16 protein-coding genes are annotated in these 22,387 nt (G+C 64.3%); 8 read left to right on the plus strand and 8 right to left on the minus strand.

Annotation, left to right across the window (positions count from 1 at the left end):
- Positions 1–546: molybdenum cofactor guanylyltransferase (locus HK28_RS04770; protein ID WP_158093396.1), on the minus strand; the 546-nt coding region annotated here is incomplete at its 3' end.
- Between the two features lie 134 nt (positions 547–680).
- Here HK28_RS04770 and mobB point away from each other — a divergent pair.
- Positions 681–1,226: a molybdopterin-guanine dinucleotide biosynthesis protein B gene (mobB, locus tag HK28_RS04775; protein WP_086643476.1), complete on the plus strand. Its 546-nt coding sequence runs from the start codon at positions 681–683 to the stop codon at positions 1,224–1,226.
- An 88-nt stretch (positions 1,227–1,314) separates the two neighbouring features.
- Here mobB and HK28_RS04780 read toward each other — a convergent pair whose 3' ends face one another.
- Positions 1,315–2,307: an N-acetylmuramoyl-L-alanine amidase gene (locus tag HK28_RS04780; protein WP_086643477.1), complete on the minus strand. Its 993-nt coding sequence runs from the start codon at positions 2,305–2,307 to the stop codon at positions 1,315–1,317.
- Positions 2,308–2,587: 280 nt separating this feature from the next.
- Here HK28_RS04780 and HK28_RS14225 point away from each other — a divergent pair, with 280 nt between their 5' ends.
- The 3 genes from HK28_RS14225 (at position 2,588) to uvrB (ending at position 8,125) form a co-directional block, all read left to right on the plus strand.
- On the plus strand, positions 2,588–2,890 hold the full coding sequence (locus HK28_RS14225; protein WP_143217320.1) for a hypothetical protein: 303 nt from the start codon (positions 2,588–2,590) through the stop codon (positions 2,888–2,890).
- Positions 2,823–5,699 (plus strand): ribonuclease E/G, encoded by a 2,877-nt coding sequence (locus HK28_RS04785; protein ID WP_086643478.1) that lies wholly within the window; start codon positions 2,823–2,825, stop codon positions 5,697–5,699. The genes HK28_RS14225 and HK28_RS04785 overlap by 68 nt, the downstream gene beginning before the upstream one ends.
- A 188-nt stretch (positions 5,700–5,887) precedes the next feature.
- Positions 5,888–8,125, plus strand: a complete 2,238-nt coding sequence (gene uvrB, locus HK28_RS04790; RefSeq protein ID WP_086643479.1) for an excinuclease ABC subunit UvrB — start codon at positions 5,888–5,890, stop codon at positions 8,123–8,125.
- Between the two features lie 40 nt (positions 8,126–8,165).
- Here the strand turns inward: uvrB and HK28_RS04795 are convergent, their stop codons facing one another.
- From HK28_RS04795 to HK28_RS04815, 5 genes are all read right to left on the minus strand, one after another.
- Positions 8,166–8,378, minus strand: coding sequence for a hypothetical protein (locus HK28_RS04795; protein WP_086643480.1), 213 nt, complete (start codon positions 8,376–8,378; stop codon positions 8,166–8,168).
- A gap of 796 nt (positions 8,379–9,174) precedes the next feature.
- A complete protein-coding gene (locus tag HK28_RS04800; protein WP_086643481.1) occupies positions 9,175–9,921 on the minus strand; it encodes an ATP12 family chaperone protein in 747 nt (248 codons plus the stop codon).
- A 22-nt stretch (positions 9,922–9,943) separates the two neighbouring features.
- On the minus strand, positions 9,944–12,115 hold the full coding sequence (locus HK28_RS04805; protein ID WP_086643482.1) for an AsmA family protein: 2,172 nt from the start codon (positions 12,113–12,115) through the stop codon (positions 9,944–9,946).
- Positions 12,116–12,118: 3 nt separating this feature from the next.
- Entirely contained in the window at positions 12,119–13,093 is a 975-nt protein-coding gene (locus tag HK28_RS04810) for an RluA family pseudouridine synthase (RefSeq protein ID WP_086643483.1), read from the minus strand.
- Positions 13,094–13,103: 10 nt separating this feature from the next.
- Positions 13,104–14,498: a replication-associated recombination protein A gene (locus HK28_RS04815; RefSeq protein ID WP_086643484.1), complete on the minus strand. Its 1,395-nt coding sequence runs from the start codon at positions 14,496–14,498 to the stop codon at positions 13,104–13,106.
- A gap of 477 nt (positions 14,499–14,975) precedes the next feature.
- Between HK28_RS04815 and HK28_RS04820 the strand changes: the two genes are divergently transcribed.
- Positions 14,976–17,777, plus strand: a complete 2,802-nt coding sequence (locus tag HK28_RS04820; protein WP_143217321.1) for an HWE histidine kinase domain-containing protein — start codon at positions 14,976–14,978, stop codon at positions 17,775–17,777.
- Between the two features lie 4 nt (positions 17,778–17,781).
- On the opposite strand, the gene rsmI is transcribed toward HK28_RS04820, so the two are convergent.
- The gene (rsmI, locus tag HK28_RS04825) at positions 17,782–18,816 is read right to left on the minus strand and encodes a 16S rRNA (cytidine(1402)-2'-O)-methyltransferase (RefSeq protein WP_086643486.1); all 1,035 of its coding nucleotides are present in this window, start codon (positions 18,814–18,816) and stop codon (positions 17,782–17,784) included.
- Between rsmI and HK28_RS04830 the strand changes: the two genes are divergently transcribed.
- The 3 genes from HK28_RS04830 to HK28_RS04840 all read left to right on the plus strand — a co-directional run bounded on the left by HK28_RS04830 (position 18,804) and on the right by HK28_RS04840 (position 22,371).
- Positions 18,804–20,312 (plus strand): penicillin-binding protein activator, encoded by a 1,509-nt coding sequence (locus HK28_RS04830; protein WP_233140359.1) that lies wholly within the window; start codon positions 18,804–18,806, stop codon positions 20,310–20,312. The genes rsmI and HK28_RS04830 overlap by 13 nt on opposite strands.
- Before the next feature lie 335 nt (positions 20,313–20,647).
- Complete coding sequence (locus tag HK28_RS04835; RefSeq protein ID WP_026398564.1) at positions 20,648–21,106, plus strand: (2Fe-2S)-binding protein; 459 nt, start codon at positions 20,648–20,650, stop codon at positions 21,104–21,106.
- A complete protein-coding gene (locus HK28_RS04840; protein ID WP_086643487.1) occupies positions 21,103–22,371 on the plus strand; it encodes a cytochrome c in 1,269 nt (422 codons plus the stop codon). The genes HK28_RS04835 and HK28_RS04840 overlap by 4 nt, the downstream gene beginning before the upstream one ends.
- Positions 22,372–22,387 lie beyond the last annotated feature (16 nt).

The following is a 22,387-nucleotide window of genomic DNA, read 5'->3' on the forward strand; positions in this document are numbered from 1 at the left end:
AAAAAAACCACGGCCCCGCCACACTGCCGATTTTCCTGCGTCCGGCCGAGCGTCCGCTATGCGCTCCTCGATCCAGTTCCGAAGCGTCGGAGCGGCCGATGTCGGCCAGCAAGCGATTAGTGGGTGGGTTCGCCCGCCCGATGACGCCACGGAGAGCGGCGCAGCCAGTTTCCCGGTTAGACTGGACGGGATGAAGGGCGTGTCGCCGGGTACGGTCAGAAGTCTGGCGAAGCCTTCGCCGTGCGCCCACTCAAGTCCGGCAAGCACGCCTCCAAGAGGGCCGACGCCGGGGATCGGGTCGGCGAGCATGGGCTTTTCAAGGGCCGCCGTCGCCGGGTTCCGCGTGTTCGTGCTGATCGCGATGGCGTCGCACGCGTCCTGCAAGGCGGCGACGAGCAGAGACAGGGGCGTCGCGCCACCGAGATCCAGGCTGGCCTTGTCGACGCCATTCAAACGCCGCGCTTCGCCGCCAGCAAGAATGAGCGCGGCAGGGCGGCGGTCGTCGCTCATGTCGTCCTTCCGGATGCGTGCAGGAAGTTCGCGCATTGCCTTATGATCGCCTCCGTGAGCAATGGTGGTCCTTGCCGCCACAGACCCGTTCCTGAAATAGCATACGCGCTGCGCTGCGATTACGCAGCCCTGACGGGCGAGCGCATGGGGTGAAAAGGACGCTGTAACGGATGAAGCCTCCATTGCTGATGGGAATCGCCGGGCGAAGCGGAATGGGCAAAACCACGTTGATCGAGCGACTGATTCCGGCGCTGGCCGCCTTGGGAAAGACCGTGTCGACGATCAAGCACGCCCATCACGGCTTCGATCTCGATCGGCCGGGAAAGGACAGTTTTCGCCACAGGGAAGCGGGCGCGCGTGAGATCATGCTGGCCACAGGCTCACGCTGGGCGTTGATGCATGAGCAGCAGTCGACGCAGGAAGAGCCAGACATCGACAGTCTGGCGGGGCGCATGGAGCCGGTGGACATCATTCTCGTCGAAGGGTTCGGCGCCCGTTTGCCAGTCGCTCTGGAGGTGTGGCGTCGGGAAGTCGGCAAGCCGCCGCTATGGCCCGAACATCCTGCTGTGCGCGCCGTCGCTCTTGGTGACGCTTGCGATGCGCTGGCCGACCTGCCGCCCTCTCTTGTGACATTCAGGCTGAGCGACGTTGGTGAGATTGCGAGTTGGGTCGTCGATAACGCCCGTTCTGCCGTTCGAAGGGCCGCGGGAGAATGATGGGCGTTCGGTCGGTCGTCTCGAAGGCGTCTGCGACGCATAAGCCCGTGGACGGCCCCATATCGTAGGGAGTCAGAAGGTGCGGCGTTCAGCCGACGCCAACGCCCGCCGACATGAAGTATCGATCGACGGCGTCGCGCATCGCCCCCGCCACCATGGCGCGGTGTCCGGCGGCGCGCAGGGCGGCTTCGTCCATGCGGTTGGACATGAAGCCCATCTCGACAAGCACGGACGGGATGTCCGCCGCCTTCAGGACAACGAAGGCCGCATGCCGGTGCGGATTGCTGAGCATCGTCAGGCGGGACGACAGGGAGGAGACGACGGAACTGGCCATATGCGCCGATCCGCGCCTTGTCTCTTCTGAAACAAGGCTCGCCAGAATCTGCTGCACGGCGGGCGACGTCGCATGGACATGCGGTCCGCCGAACAGGTCCGCGCTGTTCTCGCTTTGCGCGATCGTCGCGGTCTGGCTGTCGGAGGCGTTGCTGGACAGGGTGTAGACGCTGGCGCCCCGGACGGAGGCGTCGTGCAGAGCGTCAGCGTGCATCGATATGAACAGTTCCGCCTTGTGGGCCTGCGCCATATCGACGCGCCCTTCGAGGGGAATGAAACGGTCGCCAGTCCGCGTCATCGCCACGCGATAGCGGCCCGTGGCGAGCAATTGCCGTTCAAGTTCATTGGCGGCCGCTTCGGCGACGTGCTTTTCGAAGGTGCCTGAATATCCAATGGCGCCCGGGTCTTTTCCGCCGTGTCCCGGATCGAGCATGACGAGCGGAAGGGGGGCGGCGGCTTTCCGGATCACCGCAGGCGCATGCAGGGGGGCGGTATGCGTCGGAGATGAATGCGGCGCGCTTAATGTATGGGCGTGGGGGTGCGATCGCGCGAGGGCCGCTGTCGGGACCAGAGGGGCGAGACCCACGAAAAGGGTCGCGCGGCGGATAAGATCGACGCGTTCAGTCGACCGGGAGGCGACGTCGATCCCCTTCGAGCCGCAACCGTCCAGCAGCCCCTGTTTGAACTGCCGGGTTTGCGCAGCAGGTTCGGTCGAGGCCGGGGCGCATGTTCTCTCGTTTTTCGTCATCTGGCCTTCCGGTGTATGACAGGGGGACAGTTTCATATTTTTATGCCTAAGTCATTAATTCATGCACTTGTGGCGGTTTCTTGATGTCACGACAGACCTGCCGGGGCAGGCGCGTCACGCGCCGCTTGCGCAGGGCGTCCATTTCGGTCATGGTATTGTCATGTGGCATGGTCGATCACAGGCCTGCCGCGTGGCCGCCTTCTGACACCGCCTGTCGCCGTTTTCCGGCGAATGGCGCGGTTACGGGTCGGCGCAGACCTATTGCCGATCGTAAGGATGGATGAGAGCTAGTCTGATCAGGCTGACAGCGCGCAAGGCAGGTCGTGGCGACATTCGCCCGGTCCCGGCGCCGCTTCTGTCCGCACTGCTCAAGAACGCTCCGCCGACCGCGATCGCCAACGCCACCACTGATCGTTCAGTCGATTTTCCCGACGCGTTCCCCCGCGTAGCCCGGTCGTTGTCCGACCGGTTGCGCCCGGCTGGAAGAACGCGCGGGCACCGGAGTTTTTCTTTTTATGACCAAGCGTATGCTGATCGACGCGACGCACGCGGAAGAAACCCGCGTCGTCGTGATGGATGGTAACCGTCTCGAGGATTATGACGTCGAGGCCGCCAACCGCAAACAGCTCAAGGGAAATATCTATCTCGCCAAGGTGATCCGCGTCGAACCGAGCCTGCAGGCCGCGTTCGTCGAATATGGCGGCAACCGCCACGGGTTCCTCGCTTTCAGCGAAATCCATCCCGACTATTACCAGATTCCGGTCGCTGACCGAGAGAAGCTGCTGGCGCTTCAGGAAGAAGACGAAGCCGCCGCGCAGGAGGCCGAAGAGGCTGCCGACAGCGAGGCAGCGCCCGCCGAAGACGGTGAGGTCGATCCGTCCGCCGAAGCGACGACCGAGGCGGAGGGCGGCGAACCGGTTGCGTCCGACGACCATACGCGGTCGGCCCCGGATTACGTGGGTGGCGAGACTGACACGGGCGAAGAAGCCCTCGTCCAGAAGCGCATGGCGCGTTTCCTGCGCAGCTACAAGATTCAGGAAGTTATCCGTCGCCGTCAGATTCTTCTGGTGCAGGTCGTGAAGGAGGAGCGTGGTAACAAGGGCGCCGCGCTGACCACCTACGTTTCGCTCGCCGGTCGTTATTGCGTGCTGATGCCGAACGCCCTGCGCGGCGGCGGCGTGTCCCGCAAGATCACGGCCGTCAGCGACCGCAAGCGCCTGAAGGAGATCATCGCCGAGCTGCAGCTTCCGCGCGGCATGGCCATGATCGTTCGCACCGCTGGCGCGCAGCGTCCGCGTCCCGAGGTCATGCGGGACTGCGAGTATCTGCTGCATCTCTGGGACGAGATTCGCGAGCACACGATGAAGTCGGTCGCGCCGACGCTGATCTATGAAGAGGCCAGCCTCGTCAAACGGGCGATCCGCGACGTTTACACCCGCGACGTCGAAGAGATCGTCGTGGATGGCGAACCCGGCTGGCGCTCGGCGCGCGACTTCATGCGCATGTTGATGCCGCAGAGCGCGCAGAAGGTCGTGCTGTGGCGCAAGGAGCACCAGCCTCTCTTCAGCCATTATCAGGTCGAAGGGCATCTCGACGCGATGCTGTCGCCGACCGTGCAGCTTCGCTCTGGCGGCTATCTGGTCATTAACCAGACTGAAGCGCTGGTCTCGATCGACGTCAACTCTGGCCGTGCGACGCGCGAGCGGAACATCGAAGAGACGGCGGTCAAGACCAACCTCGAAGCCGCCGACGAAGTCGCGCGTCAGCTGCGTCTGCGCGATCTGGCTGGGCTGATCGTCATCGACTTCATCGATATGGAGTCCCGCCGTCACAACGCGCAGGTCGAGCGGCGTCTGAAGGATGCGCTTCGCAACGATCGGGCGCGCATTCAGGTCGGTGGAATCTCGCATTTCGGCCTTCTTGAGATGTCGCGCCAGCGTCTTCGCCCGTCGGTCGCTGAAACGGCGTTCATGGCCTGCCCCCACTGTCAGGGCACGGGCATTGTTCGCGGGATCGAAAGCTCTGCGCTGCATGTGCTGCGCGCCGTGGAGGACGAAGGGGCGCTGCGCCGCGCTTCGGAAGTCACCGTCCATGTGGCGGCTGACATCGCGCTCTACATCCTCAACAACAAGCGCGACTGGGTGAACGGCATCGAGACGCGCCACAAGATGCGCGTCTACTTCGCAGCCGATGCGACGCTGCCGCCGCCTCAGGTGCGGATCGAGCGTCACAAGCCGCAGACCGCGCGTTTCGACGCGCCCGAGGCTGTCGCGACGCCGGTGACGACGGAAGCCACCGTCGCTGCTCTTGAGAACCGCCCGGACGTCGTAGCTGATGACGTGCGGCCGACACAGTCGCGGCCCGCCCGCTCCATCCCGATTGCGGACGCACCGCCGGTCGTGGCTGCGGATGAGCAGGACGAATACGCTTCGGTGGACGCGCCCGCCGAAGCTCGCTCCGGAGTTCCTGCCGCTTCGCGTTCAGAGGAGGGGGATGGCGAGCAGCCGCGTCGCCGTCGTCGCCGCCGCCGTCGTCGTGGCGGGCAACGCGACAACGGCCAGAGTGGCGAGCAGGCGCAGCTTGGTCAGGTTGACGAGGCGTTGGACGAGCAGGGCGACGACGACGATGACGCGGACGAGACTCCGGTTGTTGCGCCCGACGCGCCGAATGGCGAAGACGCCGCACGTGCGGCCGAGAACCTCGTGCCGGGGCGGATGCGTACGCGTCACTCCCGTAAAGGGCAGTCGGAAAGCGAGAGCGCTCAGGAGCGGCCGCAGCAACGCCAGCCTCAGGCTCCGGCCCGTCCCGCTTTCCAGCCGGCCCCCGCGCGTCAGCCGCAACCGCGCCCGACTGCGGCCCCGGTCTGGCGTGGCCCCACTCCGGCGGACCCGTTTGGCGGCAACTTCGACATTTTCGACATGATGGATCAGGCCGAGCGTGAGGAGGCCCCGCCGCCGCGCACGTCTCAGCCGGCTCCTGTCGAAATCGAGGCCCCCATCGTGGTTGAGCCTGCCGAGTCGCTGGTGACCGAGGTGAAAGCTCCTGCCGTCGAGCCGACGCCGGAACCCGCCGTCGCTGAAGAGCCTGCGCGTCGTCCGGCCCGTCGCCGCCGTTCTGCTAAAGCCGCGGTAGAGGAAAGTATCGCAGTCGCCGATGCCCCTGCGCAGGAGGCGGCTGAGGGTGAGGCGGCGGAGCCCGCACCGCGTCGCCGGACCCGCACGCGCCGCGCCAAGACGGCCGATACGGAAACGCCGATTGAGGCGGTCGTTGCCGAAGTCGAGGCTCCGGCTGCGACGAAGCCCGCCCCGCGTGACGCTGTCGTCGTGGAGCCGGTGGTGATCGGCGAAGACGCCCCGAAGGGCAAGGCGCGCACCGGCTGGTGGAAGCGCTGAGCCTGTTTCCTGTCGGCCATTAACGGGCTGGTAGGCAGCCAAACAGACTGGTCGTCCACGGCTCTAAAAACCATGGACGACCATCTTCCGCCACGCTTTGGTTTGGGCACTGCATCCCGACCATAAAACCGTTGCGAAGCCGTGCGAGATGGCTTGCGGCGTCGGACCGAAGCGCCCATTTTTCTTCAATGGCCGCACCCTCCCGATCCTCCCTGCAAGCTAATCCAGCGCTTCTGTTCCAGCCCGAGCGGCTTCCGGCGAAGGAAAAGCGCTTCCGGATGGAGGTGGTCTCGGAATATGAGCCAGCGGGCGATCAACCGCAGGCCATAGCCGAACTGTCGAAGGCAGTCATGGAGGGCGAGCGGGATCAGGTGCTGCTTGGCGTCACCGGGTCCGGCAAGACTTTCACCATGGCGAAGGTCATCGAGGCGACTCAGAAACCGACGTTGATCCTTGCCCCGAACAAGACGCTGGCGGCACAGCTTTATGGAGAGATGAAACAGTTCTTTCCGAACAACGCGGTCGAATATTTCGTCAGCTACTACGACTATTTCCAGCCGGAAGCGTATGTGCCGCGCACCGACACCTACATCGAAAAAGACAGCCAGATAAACGAGCAGATTGATCGTATGCGCCACGCCGCCACGCAGGCGTTGCTGGAGCGGAACGACGTGATCATCGTCGCCTCGGTCTCTTGCATCTACGGCATAGGATCGGTCGAGACGTATTCGCGCATGGTCGTGCGTCTGGAGGCCGAAGGAGAGATCGACCGGGACAGGCTGATCAAGGCGCTGGTTGAGCTTCAGTACAAGCGTAACGACGCCGCTTTCGTGCGCGGCTCGTTCCGCGTGCGCGGCGAAAGCGTCGATATCTTTCCCGTACAGAACGAGGACCGCGCGTGGCGCGTGACCCTGTTCGGGGACGAGATCGACCAGATCATCGAATTCGATCCGCTGACAGGCGAGAAGACCGCAGATTTGCAGGAGGTCAGTCTCTACGCAAACAGCCACTACGTCACGCCGCGCCCTACGCTTAATCAGGCCGTCGTCTCCATCAAGCAGGAACTTCGCGAGCGGCTCGACCAGTTCACGAAACAGGGCAAATTGCTGGAGATCGAGCGCCTCCAGCAGCGTACGACCTTCGATCTGGAGATGATCGAGACGACGGGCGTCTGCAAGGGCATTGAAAACTACTCGCGCTATCTGTCGGGTCGAAAAGCGGGGGAACCACCGCCAACCTTGTTCGAGTACTTGCCCGAGGATGCGTTGCTGATCGTGGACGAAAGCCACGTCACCGTGCCGCAGATTGGCGGGATGGAGCGCGGAGACCACGCGCGGAAGTCGATCCTGTCGGAATTTGGTTTCCGGCTGCCGTCATGCCTCGACAACCGTCCTTTGAAGTTCGAGGAGTGGGAGAGCTATCGACCGCAGACCGTCTTCGTCAGCGCGACACCGGGGCCGTGGGAGATGGAACGGACGCAGGGGACGTTCAGCGAGCAGGTGATTCGCCCGACCGGGCTGATCGACCCGGTAACAGAGGTGCGCCCCGTCGAGAAACAGGTGGACGACCTGCTGGCCGAATGCCGCGATACGGTGGCGAAAGGCGGGCGGGTTCTCGTCACGACGCTCACCAAGCGGATGGCGGAGGATCTGACGGAATATCTCGACGAGGCCGGGATCAAGGTGCGCTATCTGCATTCCGACATCGACACGCTGGAGCGGATCGAGATCATCCGCGATCTGCGTCTGGGCGCGTTCGACGTGCTGATCGGCATCAACCTGCTGCGCGAGGGATTGGATATTCCTGAGTGCTCTCTGGTCGCGATTCTGGACGCGGACAAGGAAGGCTTCCTGCGCTCCCGTACGTCGTTGATCCAGACGATCGGCCGCGCCGCCCGCAACGTTGACGGCCGGGTGATCCTCTATGCCGACAAGATGACCGACAGCCTGCGATACGCCATCGAGGAGACGGCGCGGCGCAGGGAAAAGCAGGCCGCGTGGAACGCCGCCAACGGGGTGACGCCGCAGAGCGTTCGCAAGCAGATCGGTTCGATCGTCAATTCGGTGTTCGAACAGGATTACGTGACGGTCGCGCCCACGCAGGAAGGCGCCGGGGAGTTCGTCGGCAAATCTTTGGAAGCCAGCATCGCCGAACTGGAGAAGCGCATGCGCGCCGCCGCTGCGGATCTGGAATTTGAGACCGCCGCGAGGCTGCGCGACGAGGTCAAGCGGCTCGAGGCGCTGCAACTTGGGCTCGAACCGCCGCCTGTTGCGGCGTCGCGTCAGGGACGTAAGGGCGAGCCGTCGGGACGAAAGAAGGAGTTTACCCCGACGCCGCTGGGGCCGGGGGGCGGAGGCTACGACCCTTCGAAAAGGCGCGGCGGAGCTTCGGGGCGAGGAAAGGCGCGGAAGACAACTTCGGCCTGAGGGAGATCGTCAATGCCTCAGGCGGAGTTCGCGTTCAGGCTCAGCCGATCTCGACCAGCACCACGACGAACGGAACCACCGCCAGCAACAGCCAAGCGCCCATTGCGAAGGTGGCGAAAAGATGCGCGGCCTTGCGCCGGATGCGCTCCGGCGTGCTGCGCGTCACGCCTCCCATCTTCCCGACTTGCCAAGAGTTGCGCGCTCGCGTGGCGAGAGTGTCGCCGGGCGTCTGATATGCGGAGTGCTCCATCATGTTCCCTTTCCTGCCCGTCCCGACGATGCGCCGCCGTTGCGTTCGCGCCGACCGTGCTCCCGGCTGCGTCAGAGTTGCAAGTTACCAACTGTCTCTGACGGTTCGGTTATTTTGTCTTGTGAGATAAAGCGCGGCTCTAAGGCGAAATCGTGGCGTATTTGTAAGATGACGGACATCTTTTCTCTGTGACGTCGGTAGAAGAACGCGCGCGTACCGGATCAATACCTTGCGGCGACCTTAGCCCATTCATGGAAATGGACGCGAAATCTCTCGAACATTACGAGTTGGCGGGGAGGACGCGACGGCGCCTCGCGGTTTTGCCTGCGTGATGACAGGAGTGATTCGCGGCGTCTTGGGCGGTGTCGAGAGAGCGGCCAGTGTAGCAGAAAAAGATGTCGACTGCGCGGAGGAAATAAATATATGCGTTTTATTTCAATGCCTTGATTTGATCGATATCTGACGATAAGCGCCGCGGTCCCTGAAGTTGTGACGAATTTCGATCAATTGCGGCGGAGCGCTGACCATGCTGAACGCAAGGGCTCGTAGGGGCGTCGCGGCGTGACGTAATCTGCTGTGCGGGCGCTGATCCTGCCGACGCACAATGCGAGTGACGGCTGATCAGGAGCGAAGCAAAAGCTGCAAATGTTCAGCCATATAAAAAGCTCTGATGTGCCAATCTCGCCCCCGACGACTTCAGGAACACATCCTAAAATCGGGGCGCAAACAGAAACGTCACAGCAGGTTCGTTACAAAACGACGGAATAATTTTCGCCCGCGAGACCTTGTGGGCGCGATTTCAGCGCGCAAGAGTCATAAAACGCGCAGCGTCGGAAAGGTCGGCGGCGATAGTCGCAATCCGGTCAAGCAGCGCACTGTCCTCGCCCCACCGCGCCATCTGCACCTGCTCGTCCAGAGTCGTCAGGGAGACGGCGTCGTCCACGGGCAGGACGCCGTCCATAAGCGCGAGACCCAGCACGAGACTCCCGAGCGCCGGGACCGCCACGCCCAGACCAGCCAGATCGGAATCAGACGCCGCAACAAGCGCGGCTTCGAGCCGCTCAAGAGCTTCCTGTGGCTGCGTGACGGGCATCAGGCCAGTCGTCTTGACCAGATTGGCGCCCAGTCGCGTGGCGCTCCACGCAAGCCACGGCGCCAATTCGGCTTGCTGCCGCTCAGCAAGCGCTCCGCCTTCGTCAGTCCAGTAGCACAGTGCGTCGTTCTTGCCGTATTCCATAAGCGTGCTGATCAAATGGGTGCGGTCCGGCGCGACGCGCTCTATCATTGTGCCGGTGATCCGGGTCAGCGGCAGGTCGAGCGGCCCGAAGCGCTTCTCCACATCGTCCTGCCCCGCGCGGCTCCATTCTTCCGCCAGCGCCTCGGCCAGCGCCCGAGACGACACGCGCAATGGCGCCCCTCCGGGAAGCCGGACAGGGCGACCGTCGAGAGCGACGCCGAACTCCTCCATCTCGTCAACGATGGACGCTTCGCTCCAGAAGCGTTTTTTCAGGCCGGACGATGAGCCGGGGACAGGGCGTGAACTCATGGGCGTCCGTTCGTCGGGTGCGTCAATGGAACAACCCGTGTAGCAGGTTCATCAGCTTGTCAGCTTTCCGGGTAGAGGCCGGAGCCGCGGCGGGACCTGGACCTCCCTCGCGGGCTGCGGCCAGAAGATCGGGGCAGGGGTCCGCCTCCCCGCCGCTTCCGCCGACGGTGATGGCGAAGCGTCCGTTCGATCCCGGCTCCAGATGCGGCGACGGAGAGGCGAGCGAGCCGCCGACGCCAACGGGGGAGGATGCGGACGCGCCGCCGACGCCGATATGTGGCAGCAGGTGAAGGTCCAGCGCCCCATCGGCCAAGCCCACGGTTCCATGTCCGCTCATGGACAGGAGGTCGGCTTCCAGCCCCAGCCGGTCGATCGTCGCCCGCTGGTCCGCGAACTGCATATGCGCGCCGAAGCAGCGCAGACCGATATTGCCGTGGACGGGAATGCTCTGGCCGATCAGGCTGGCCAGCACCGCGCCGTTCACGCGACCGCCGACCATCGACGCTCCGGCGTGTCCGGTCAGGCTGCTTCGCCACGCTGCTGCGGATGCGCCGTCGGCGGATACGTCGCCTACGATCTGCAGCGATCCATCGGCAAGGCCCTGTGCGCCCGACCAGAACGCGGCGGCCGTCGAGGGGACGACTATGGGGGAAGCGCTAATGGTCAGATGCGGCGTTTCGTTTGATGCGTCGTAGGTGAAGCGGGCCATCTGCGCGACGCCGGAGCCGGAGCCGCGTATGGGGTCCGCCGTCAGAACGGCCTTGTCGAGCGTGACGTGCGCCGAAACGTCGGTCCACGCCACTGAACGCCAAGTCACGCGCTGCGCCCCGACATCGAGCGTCGCCTGTGTCGCGCGCATCAGCGCCGCCGGGTCATGCGCGCGCAGGACCGACACAGAGGCGTCGCTCGAGACGTGACCGTCGGCTTTCAAGCCGTTCAGCGTTGGTTTTTCTGGACCGAAGGCGAGGGATGGCAGTGAACCGTGGATATCCAGCGCGGTGCGACGCCCGCCCGCGACGCCGTCCAGCGTAAGCGACGACTGTCCTTCAACAAGGGCGAGCTTCACCGGTAGGGCCTGATCGTCAGGCGCGCGCAATGCTCGTCCGGTTTCTTCAAGCGTCCCGAGCAGGCCGTGCAAACTGACAATCTGGTCTCCCAGCTTGCCGTCTACCGCCACAGCAACGCGGTCGGTGGGTTGCGAAGCGTCGAAGGTCAGGCTGTTTGTCCGCAGATTCGGCAGGACAGCGTCGAGGTCGGTCGATCCGGCGTGCAGATGCAGAGTCTTCAGGACCACGGCCGCGCCGTCGCCGCTGACGGCTGTCTGAAGGGAGACGTTTCTCGACTCCGGTAGATTTGCATGTGGAAACAACGCGTTCAGGGAACGAAGGTCGTCGAGCGTCCCGGTGATCTGTAATGCGTAGCCGGTGGCGTTCGCCGGGTTTTGGATCGCGCCATCGACATGCAATGTCCCGGAAGGGCGTTTGTCCACCGCCAGAGCGGCGGTCAGGTGAACGGGCCAGGGCGGGGTTCCCGGAGCGGCGGCAGGCGGTGGAAACGGGCCAGTTGAGCCTGCCAGCGTGTAGGTCGCGGCGGCGCGGTGGCCATGAATGTCGAGGGAGACGACGTTGTTGGTCAGGCCTGAAATATCGGCCTTGTCGAGCGTCGTCGCGCCGGACATGCGACGCACGCGGTCGTCCCAGGTAAGGGAGCCGTCGCGCACGTGGACGGCGTCGACGGCGACGTTCCACCGCACATGCGCACTGCTATCGGACTTTTCTTCACCGGTCGTCGCGACTTGAGGCGGCGCGGCGAAACGCCAGTTGGCGCGCCCGTCGTCAGTCCGCTCCAGCGACAGGGAGGGATTCATGAACGTCACGTCGTCGAGCACGAACCGGTGCGAGAACAGCGGCGTCAGCGCCAGTCGGGCGCGCACCTCTTCCGCCGTGAACATCTCGACCCGCCCGCCATCGGGCATGTCCGTCAGCCCCACGCCCTTGGCGTCGATCCATGGATAGGGGAGCAGCCAGACATGGAGCGAGTCGATCCTCAACTGCCGTCCGGTCTGGCGCTGCACCGCGTTGACGAGGCGCGCGCGCAGCCAGTCGGCGTCCATAAGCGCCGACGCCGCAGTCGCGCCGACCAGAACGATGGCCAGTCCACCAGCGGCGACGCCGATCCTGCGCTTCAAACCCATGCCTTATCTCCTGCGCGGCGCTGGCGTGGAGCCAGCCGTGAACCCGAGCGCGCGGAAAGTCTCGCGCATATGTGGCGGCAATTCGGCGCTGACTTCCAGCCATCCGCCCGCGGGATGCGGCAGCGTGAGGCTGCGCGCGTGCAGGTGCAGCCGATCCGTAAAGCCGTCGGCGTGCGCTTTTTCCGCGCCGTATTTCGGGTCGCCGAGGATCGGAGTGCCGATGGACTCGCAATGCACGCGCAACTGATGCGTCCGGCCCGTCAGGGGCGAGAGGCTCAGCCAGGAGAATTTTTTACCAGCAGAGTCGAGCACTTCGTACTCGGTGCGAGCGAACTGCGCGTCCTCGTCGTCGCGCTGCGCGGGGATGGTGATGGAGTTGGGACCTGCGCCCAACCGTGCGAGCGGCTGATCGATCTCTCCCGAAAGCGGGTCGGGCCGTCCGACCACCACGGCCCAGTAGGTTTTTTTCACGTCGCGTCCGCGAAACAGGGCGGCGAGTTTCGCCGCAACGCCCGGTGTGCGGGCCAGCAGCAGCAGGCCGGACGTGTCGCGGTCGATGCGGTGCACGAGGCGGGGACGCGGATCGCCCCCTTCGCGCAGTCCGTCGAGCATCATGTCGACATGATGCGTGATGCCGGGGCCGCCTTGTGTCGCGAGGCCTGAGGGCTTGTTCAGGACGATGAGTTGCTTGTCGGAATAGACGACCATGCCCTGAATCTCGCGCGCCAGACGCGGGTCCAGCGTCTTTGGCGCATCGCGCGCGGGTCCGACGGCCACAGGGATCGGCGGCACGCGAACAGATTGTCCGGGCGCGAGGCGCGTGCTGGCCTCGACGCGCTTGCCGTCCACACGAATTTGTCCCGTGCGGCACAACTTCTGCAACGCGCCTTGTGTGAGGTGCGGATAGTGGCGTCGGAAATAGCGGTCGAGCCGGATGTCGGCCTCGTCCTCGCTCACCGTCAACATGGCCACGCTCATAATACCGTCCTCACATTTCTTCTTCGGAGGCGCGGCTTGCCCTCATTCGCGTCCATGTGTCCAGTCTTCGCTTGATTTCGTGTTCGTATCCGCGCCCCGTCGGCCGATAGAAACTCTGCCGCTCCATCTCGTCAGGGAAGTAATTCTGGCCGGAGAAGGCGTCGTCGGCGTCATGGTCATACTGATACCCTGCGCCGTAGCCGATTTCCTTCATGAGCTTCGTCGGTGCGTTGAGAATATGAGCGGGCGGCATCAGGCTGCCGGTCGCCTTGGCGGCCCGTCGCGCAGCGCCGTAAGCCTTGTAGACGGCGTTCGACTTCGGCGCTGTTCCAAGATGCACGACCAGCTGCGCCAGCGCCAGTTCTCCCTCCGGTGAGCCCAGCCGTTCGTACGTCTCCCACGCTGCGATGGCCAGCCGGAGCGCCGACGTGTCGGCCATGCCAACGTCCTCGGCCGCGAAACGCGTCAGGCGGCGCGCGAGGTAACGGGGGTCCTCGCCGCCCTCCAGCATGCGGGCGAACCAGTAGAGCGCCGCGTCAGGGTCCGAGCCGCGCAGGGATTTATGCAGCGCGGAGATGAGGTTGTAATGCTCCTCCCGGTCCCGGTCGTATAGAACGGCCCGCTTGGCCAGCAGCGAGGCGAGCGCCTGCGGGTCGAGTGGTTCCACAGCGTTCAGCGCGAGTATTTGTTCCACCATGTTGAGCAGATATCGCCCGTCGCCATCGGCCATCGCACGCAATGTCGCCCGCGCGGGTTCGGTGAGCGGGAGGGGATGCTCCGCTTCCTCTTCCGCCCGGACGAGCAGCGCTTCGAGCGCCGCGTCGTCCAGCCGACGCAACACCATCACCTGACATCGCGAAAGCAGGGCGGAGTTCAGCGCGAAGGAGGGATTTTCCGTCGTGGCGCCGACGAGCACGATGGTCCCATCCTCCACGACAGGCAGGAAGCCGTCCTGCTGGGCGCGATTGAAGCGGTGGATTTCGTCGACGAACAACAGCGTGCTGCGCCCCGTCCCCGCGAGGCGGCGCGCGTCGTCGAAAGCGCGCTTCAGATCGGCAACGCCCGAGAACACCGCGGAAATCTGCACGAACCGTAGGGAGGCTGCGTCCGCGAGCAGCCGCGCGATGGTGGTCTTGCCGACGCCCGGCCCTCCCCAAAGGATCAGGCTGGCGAGCGTTCCGCGCGCCAGCATCCGCGTCAGCGCGCCGTCAGGGCCGAGCAGGTGGTCCTGACCGACCACGTCCTCCAGCCGTCGCGGACGCAGGCGGTCGGCGAGCGGCTGGGTGGCGGCGTGACGCCCGCCGGTGGACGGCGTACGCTCCCCAGTTTGCACGCCGCCGGGGGTGGGTGGGCCTTCGCCGAAGAGATCGTCGCCCGGGTCAGGGGCGTTACGGTTTGACGCCATGACGATGCCTGCTGATGTTCATCCTCTGTTCATAGCGCTGTCGGGCCCTTCCGTTAAGCGGTGCGGTGAGCCGCATGGCGGCGATTGAGCGTAAAGCGACAGCGTAGGGAGGGTGACGACGGAAGATGCGGCGACGCAGGCGCTTGCAGAAGGGACGCAGGCGAACAGGACGCATGAGAACTATGCGCAGGGAGAGGAAAGCCGATTGGAAATGCGAAGAATTTGCGAAGTGCCGTCTTGAGAGTTATGAGAACTTGAAAATGCAGGCAACTGGGCGATCTGGATCGGGGCGGTCCGCCCGGCTGCTGGCGACATGTCGGGGGGCATGACTATAGGGGCGTTGGCGATCAGTTGGAGGGGGGGGAGAGTTTCCCCAAAGTACGGCGGAAAGGTCGGGCGACGTCGTGCCGTCTTTTCTCTCTTCAGGCGCTGCTCTTTCTGGAGTCTGATCTCGGACGCCTCGAAGTTCGTGGTATCATGAATGTGCGCAGCCCCCTTGGTCCTTCCGCGTGCCTGTACGCCGCCGAAAGGGGGGATGGCGGACAGGGCTGGTTCGGGTCTTTCGACACGGACATGCGGGTTGACGAGGAAATAACGAGAGCGGCGACCGCCACATTTCGTTCCTATACGGAAACGCGGTCGATCCCGCCGAGTGTCCCGCCTCACAGTTGCCTCATCGCATTTGACGCAGCTATGCGCGCAGCTACGCATTTTTCGGCGAATGCGCCCGAAATGCTTGGGATAGCCGGGGATATTCCGGGTCGTTCTATCGAGCAGCTTCTGGGAGCCGAGGCGGCCCGCGCAATCAGGAAAGCATTGGGCGCGACGCCACGGGTGCGTCGCCCGGTCTTGTTCTTCCACGTGACTTTGCCATCAGGCGAGGCGTTCGACGTTTCGGCGTTCGATGGACCCGATCGCGTGGTGATCGAGTTCGAACCCGTCGTGCCCGGGGAAGATTCAGGAGCCTATCTGGTGGCGCTCCGGACAATGGTCGACCGGATGCGCGATATCAGTTCCCTTCCTGATCTGTTCGACACCGTTGTCCGTCTTTTACGTGATACGCTGCGTTTCGATCGCGTCGTGTTCTTCCGTTATCAGCCAGAGGGGCTCAGTCTGGTGGTGGCGGAAGCGCGCTATCCCGCAATGCCCAGCCTGTTGCGTCGGCGTTTTGCCGAAAACCTGCTGCCGTCGCACGATTTGCCGCCTTATCCCGGCACACGATTTCGTATGCTGGCGGATACGCGGGCTGAGCCTGTTCCTGTTCTGTCGAGTGAGCGCGCGTTGGTCGATGCTACGGAAGCGACTTCGGACGGCCTTGCTCCTGCGTATCTGACACGGGCTGGCGCGACATTAGAATGTCTGAATGCGCGGGCGGCCATATCCAATATCCTGATAGCAGACGATGAGCCCTGGGGCGGGTTCGTCTGTCACCACAGGACGCCCAGGCGCCTGACCCAGGCGCAACGTGTTCTCGTCAAGATGTTCGGGGAGTACGTCTCTCTTCAGATCGTCACGTTGCTGCGGACCAATCGACTGCGGTACACGCGCGGCACGCTCGCCTTCATCGATAGATTTCTGAAGGAGGCCGCCCGGGCTTCCGACATGCCGATGCATTTACGGACCCGGCTCGCGGAACTGAAGGCGTTTGTTCCGTGTGACGGCGCGGCTCTTTGGCTGGGCGGAGAGTGGACGCCGTGTGGGGCCGCCCCGAGCGTGGTCGGACCTTTCGCGGAGCTAGCGCTCGAGCGCGCGGGTTCACAGCTTTGGAGCACCCGCAAACTGGTCGGGACACTTTCCGACGTATCGCTTGTTGCGCCCGGGATCGCCGGGGTCATGGTTGTGCCGATTTCGTCCGAACCAGGAAACTATCTTTTCCTGTTTCGTAACGAGGCGCTGCAGCTCATCTACAAGCTGCGCGAGGAAGCACGGCAGGAGCATGACGAATCCGGGGACACCGGCGCTATTGTCCTGGAAAACGCTCTCGAAGACGCTCCGGCGGGAAGCGAGCGAGGCGGCGATGCGAAAGCGGAGAATTCCTTCACTCTCTACGGCGATTTCATTATCGGACATGCTCTGCCGTGGAGCGATGAGGACGTCGAGGTCGCGGGGTTGCTGCGATCCGCGTTGATTGAAGTCATGGGAGCCTACCATCAGCGTATGCTCGCCGAGCGGGCTTCAAACGACGAGCGGCTGCGCACCCTGAACGAGGAACTGACGCACCGGGTCAAGAATATCCTCGCTGTCGTGCAGTCTCTCGTTATGCAGCGGGCACCCGAGGGGCGGGCGGTGGAAGAGCATCTGCATCATATGCGCGGGCGGGTAAGGTCTCTCGCCTCCGCTCATGACCAGATTGTCCGCACCTCCGGAGGGGGGATGTTGAGGGACATGCTGGAGAGCGAGCTTGAGCCGTACTCGGACGGTCGGCGGTCGATCGTGCTGGATGGCCCCGCCTTGTGGCTTGAGGGCGAGGCGCTTTCTGTCACGGCTCTGACTGTGCATGAGTTGGCCACGAACGCCGCGAAATACGGCGCCCTCAGCGTATCCGGCGGCGGCGTGCGCATTCAGTGGCGGCTGTCGGCGGACGGGAAGATGTGGGTCCTGTCCTGGCGAGAGGAGGGTGGACCGCAGGTTGGGGAGCCGGTCAGGCGTGGCTTCGGCTCCGCATTGATCGAGCGGGGTATGGCGTATGAACTCGGGGGGGCTTCGCGGGTCGCCTACGATCCTGCCGGCTTGCAGGTTACGCTGGAAATTCCCGCCCGCTACGCTGGGGAGGCGCGCTTCGGCGACGACTGGGTCGAACGGGTTGACGCAGCCCAGATGACCGGAAGTTTCGGCCCGCCCGTGAAGGCCGGGATCGGCGTTCATGACGAACGATCCGATCTGGGCGGCGTAACGGGAGACCATATCTCGCTTGATGGGCTCGACGTCCTGGTGGTCGAGGACCAGTTGCTGATCGCGCTCGAAGTGGAGCAGGACCTGGGGGAACTCGAAGGCTGCAAGGTGAGGACGGCGAGTTCGGTCGAAGAGGCGATCGTCTGTATAGACGCCGCCGAGCCGGATGTTGTCCTGCTGGACGTCAACCTCGGCGACGAAACCAGCGAGGCTGTGGCGTTCGCGCTGCGCACGCGTGGCGTGCCGTTCATTCTGACAACCGGCTACGCAGACCGCATCGAGAGTCTGAAAGAGTTTAGCGATGCGCCGGTCATCGCCAAACCTTACGAAGTCCGGACCGTGATTTCGGCCATCATCGATGCGCTGGGACCACGAAAGGCGGCTTAAGGCCTCATTTCTTGCGGACGGCGGAAAGCTCAAGAGCGCGGGCGTAGACCAGCTTTCGCGGCAGGCCGCTTGCGGCGGCGACCAGTGCGGCGGCGTCTTTGACCGAATGCGTCTCCAAAGCCTGCGACAGGCTCGTATCGAGGTCGTCCGCCCCGGCCTCATCCTCGTCGGGTGGACCGAGCATTACGACAATCTCTCCTCTTGGCGGTTTGTCGGCGTAGGCGGCGGCGAGTTCCGCCGCGCCGCCGCGCCGCACTTCCTCAAAACGCTTGGTCAGCTCCCGCGCCACCACGGCCGCGCGTCCGTCGCCAAAGGCGGCGGCGAGGTCGGCGAGCATCTCGCCCAACCGGTGCGGCGCCTCGTGCCATATCAGGGTCGCCCGCAGCCCCGCCAGTTCAGCTGCGCGCAACGTCGCGAACGCGCTGCGCCGCGCCGCGCCACGCGGCGGCGGGAAGCCAAGGAACAGGAAAGGGTGCGGCGGCAGACCAGACAGCACCAGCGCAGTCAGTGCCGCGTTCGGGCCGGGCACCGCTGTTACTGGTACGTCCGCGTCAATGGCGGCGCGGGTGAGGCGATAGCCTGGATCAGACAGAAGCGGCATGCCCGCGTCCGAGACCAGCGCGATCCGCGCGCCCCGCCGCAACCGCTCGACAAGGGCTGGCGTTCGCTGGCGCTCGTTGTGTTCGTGCAGGGCTTCTGATCGTGGCGAGATGCCATGCTCGGAGAACAGTCGCGCCGTGACACGTGTGTCCTCGCAGAGAACCAGATCCGCGTCCCGCATGGCTTCGACGGCTCGAGGGGGGAGATCTCCGAGATTTCCGATCGGCGTTGCGACCAGCGTCAGGGCGCCGCGTTGTGATCCCGGGTCAAGTCCGTGTTCCTCGCTTTCGTAACCCAGAGGATATTCCCCTGCGTCGGTCTCGGTTGAGTCATCGCGGACATGACGTGGCCGCAATCCTTCGCTATGGGGAAGGGCGGCGTCGGCGTCGTCCCCGTCGCTGAGGCGTTCAGAAGAAGAGGCGAAAGATGGATCGGACATGCGGCTTCCTGTTGCGCGGGGCCATCCAAGCTGTCGCCCCATCCGGGGCTGCGCGCAAGTCCGAAGGCGGCTTTGTCGGCGCTTCCGTGGGGCGGCGCTGTATGGCGTTGACCGCCGTCACGGCGCTGGCGGCCCTTTCAGCATGCGCGAATGGCGGCGGCGAAGCCGGCGCCGGAGCAGCAGGGGCGGCGGGTTCCAGGAATATAGGCGTGCTCCTTCCGCTAAGCGGCCCGAACGCTGCTCTGGGTAGCGAGATGCTGGCCGCCGCGCGTCTGGCTGTCACGGGATCGGTGTCTCGCGCGGTCGGCCCGCAAGGGCATGGCGCTCAAGGCGGTGCAGGGAACAATCCGGGCGCGTTGCAGATCGATGCGCACGATACGGCCACGACCGGCGGCGCTGCGGCGGCCATGCAGGCGGCGCTGGCTTCCGGGGACGGCATTGTTCTTGGCCCCCTGACCGGCGCGGATACCGGGCAGATTTCGGCGATGGCGCGACAGGCGGGAACGCCGATGCTGGCGTTCACCAGCGATGTGGCTCAGGCGCAGCCCGGCGTCTGGATTCTGGGCGTCACGCCTGAGCAGCAGGTCGACAGGCTGGTGTCGGCGGCTCAAGCCGAGGGACGGCGGCAATTCGCTGCTTTTCTTCCGGACAATCCGCTCGGGCGCGCTCTTGGTGAGGCGTTGTCGCGGTCCTGTCAGGCGCGTGGCCTGGCCCCGGCCCAGATCGTCTATCACGCGACCGGGGCCGATGCGATTACGACCGGCGTCGCCACGCTTTCCGCATATCAAAGTAGGGTCGACGCCGCCAATGGCGCGGCTTCGAGCGCGTCCGACGCGCTTCCCCCGGACCTTGCGGCGGCGCTCAATCATCCTCCGGGGGCCACTTCGGCCATCGCCGCGCCAAAACCCCTCGATGGATCGGACGACACAGCCTCCGCAGGGGGGGCGCCCACTGCTTCTGGAGCCGTCGCTACGCCTGCGGCGACAACCCCGGCGGAATTGGCCGCGCCGCCGTTCGACGCTCTGCTTCTTGGCGATACCGGCCTCGCTCTGAAATCGACGATCGACGCCCTCGCAGCGAACAAGGTGACGAGGGACAAGGTGCGGATTATGGGGCCGGGGCTGTGGGCGGCGTTTGCCGGCAAGCTGGGCGGGTTGGCCGGGGCATGGTACGCCGCGCCTGATCCGGCTAACCGCCGCGCCTTTGTGCAGGCGTTCCTAGCCCAGACGCATCGTACGCCCAAGCCCCTTGCCGATCTGGCTTACGACGCTGGAGCGCTGGCCGGCGCTGTGAACACGGCCACCGGCGGCGGGGGATATCCGATAGCCGAGTTGACGAGGCAGCAGGGTTTCGCTGGTGTTGACGGCGTTTTCGCTCTGACGCCGGATGGAAGAACGACGCGCGAGCTGGCGATCTTCGAGGTCCAGACAGGCGGCGGAAGCCGCCTCGTCAGCGCTGCGTCGCGGCGGGCAGCGCCAGCGCCCGGCGCTTCCTGACGCCGGCGCCAACGGTTCTTCGAAATGCGCGTTGGAGGCTATCCAGCGCGCGTTTTTAGCGTTTGGGTGTTCCAGAATTCGTCGGTGCGAGGGGGGCTGCTCGCGTCTCTATTCGGGCTCGCATATCTTGAAAACGTCGTGCGGGTTCGCGATTTCCGGGCGTTGCGAGGATTGCTACGGTAGGGAAACGCGAGAGACGCTATTCGTCAGAGGTGAGATGTTCGAATTGCGTTTTGATGCGTTCAGTGCGGGCGGCTTGTTGCGCAATCGATCCGGCTTGCCGTCGGGCGTATCTCCTGTGCATTGTTTGGCGTTGGGGCGGTAGCGGAGACGACATGATCACATTGCGGCTCAACGGACAGGACACCCCGGTTGACGTCACGCCCGACACCCCGTTGCTCTGGGTGTTGCGCGATGTTCTCGGACTGACGGGAACCAAATTCGGCTGCGGCATTGCGCAATGCGGCGCCTGCACGGTCCATATTGACGGAAAGGCGGCGCGCGCTTGCGTTACGCCGGTGGGCGCCATTGGCGAGGCTTCTGTCACAACGATCGAGGGCGTTTCGGGCGATACGCTTGCTGACGCTGTGATGAAGGCGTGGGTGGATATTGATGTCGTGCAATGTGGTTATTGCCAGCCGGGCCAGATCATGGCCGCGATAGCGCTGCTGAGAGGCTCGCCGAACCCGACCGATGCGCAGATTGATACGGCGATGTCGGGAAATATCTGCCGTTGCGGAGCCTATGTCCGTATACGGGCCGCCATTCACAATGCTGCGGCGGCAGGAGCATGAATGGGCCCTGGGAGACGAACCGCTACCGTCGTCGCTTATGCGGCGTGAGCTCGTTACGCATCACTGCTGCCGTTTTCGTTCTGTCGTTCTGTTCGGCAAATTTCGCAAGAGCGGACACGCACGCAGATCTGGTGGCGCGAGGCGAGTATCTGACCCGCGCAGCCGATTGCGAGGTCTGCCACACTGCGAAGGGAGGCGTTCCGTTCGCCGGCGGGCTGAAGTTCGACATTGCGCCATTTGGCGCAATCTATTCCGGGAATATCACGCCTGATCGGGACTCCGGACTGGGCGGCTGGTCGGAAGCTGCTTTTGTGCGGGCCGTGCGTGAAGGGAAAGGGCCGGAGGGACGTCTCTACCCGGCTATGCCGTATCAGGATTACGGCAGGATGAGCGTGGAAGACGCCCAGGCTATCTGGGCTTATCTGAAGACGTTGCCTCCGGCTCGATCGCTGCGACCCGAGAATACAGGCGTGTTCGCGTACGGGATCGTGCGTTCCGCCATGATCGGCTGGAACCTGCTCTACGGTCCGCGTTCGGATTATCCTGACGATCATGGCCGTTCAGGCGCGTGGAATCGCGGACGTTTTCTTGTTTTGGGGTTGGGGCATTGTCAGGAATGCCATTCGCCGCGGAACTGGATGATGGCGGCGTCCGATGGCCGCGCCTTCGCCGGGAATGTGACGGATGGTTGGCTGGCCTACAATCTTTCCTCCGATCGCTCAGACGGCCTTGGCGCCTGGACCGATGCGGAACTCATCGAATACCTCTCGACGGGCCATACGCAGAACCACGGTTCCGCAGCTGGTCCTATGGGGTCGGTCGTGGGGCATAGCCTTCGCTTCCTGACGCAGGACGATATTCGCGCGATGGTGACCTATCTTCGGAGTGTGCCGCCCCAGTCGCAGATCGGCGTCGTTGAGCGTGCTGCGGCCGACAAGGCGTCGATCGACCGTGGCGCGCGCTTGTATCAGGGCGCTTGCATAGGCTGTCATCTGGAAAGCGGTGACGGGCGCAATACGCATTTCGGCGATATTCACAGGAGCCATACGGCAAGGGCCTCAGATGGCCGCAATCTCGTGCAGGCCATGATCGAAGGGACGTCGCTTGAGACTCAGACCGGCGCGGCTTCCATGCCGGAATTCGGTCATGGCTATGACGACCGCGATATCGCCGACATCGCCAATTATGTTCTCGCCAGTATCGGGCATGCGCAGGGACATGTCGATGTGACGGAAGTGACGAAGGCGCGCGACAACAGCAATTGATGAGATAAGATCTTGC

Source organism: Acetobacter sp. DsW_063, assembly GCF_002153745.1.
Lineage (GTDB): Bacteria > Pseudomonadota > Alphaproteobacteria > Acetobacterales > Acetobacteraceae > Acetobacter.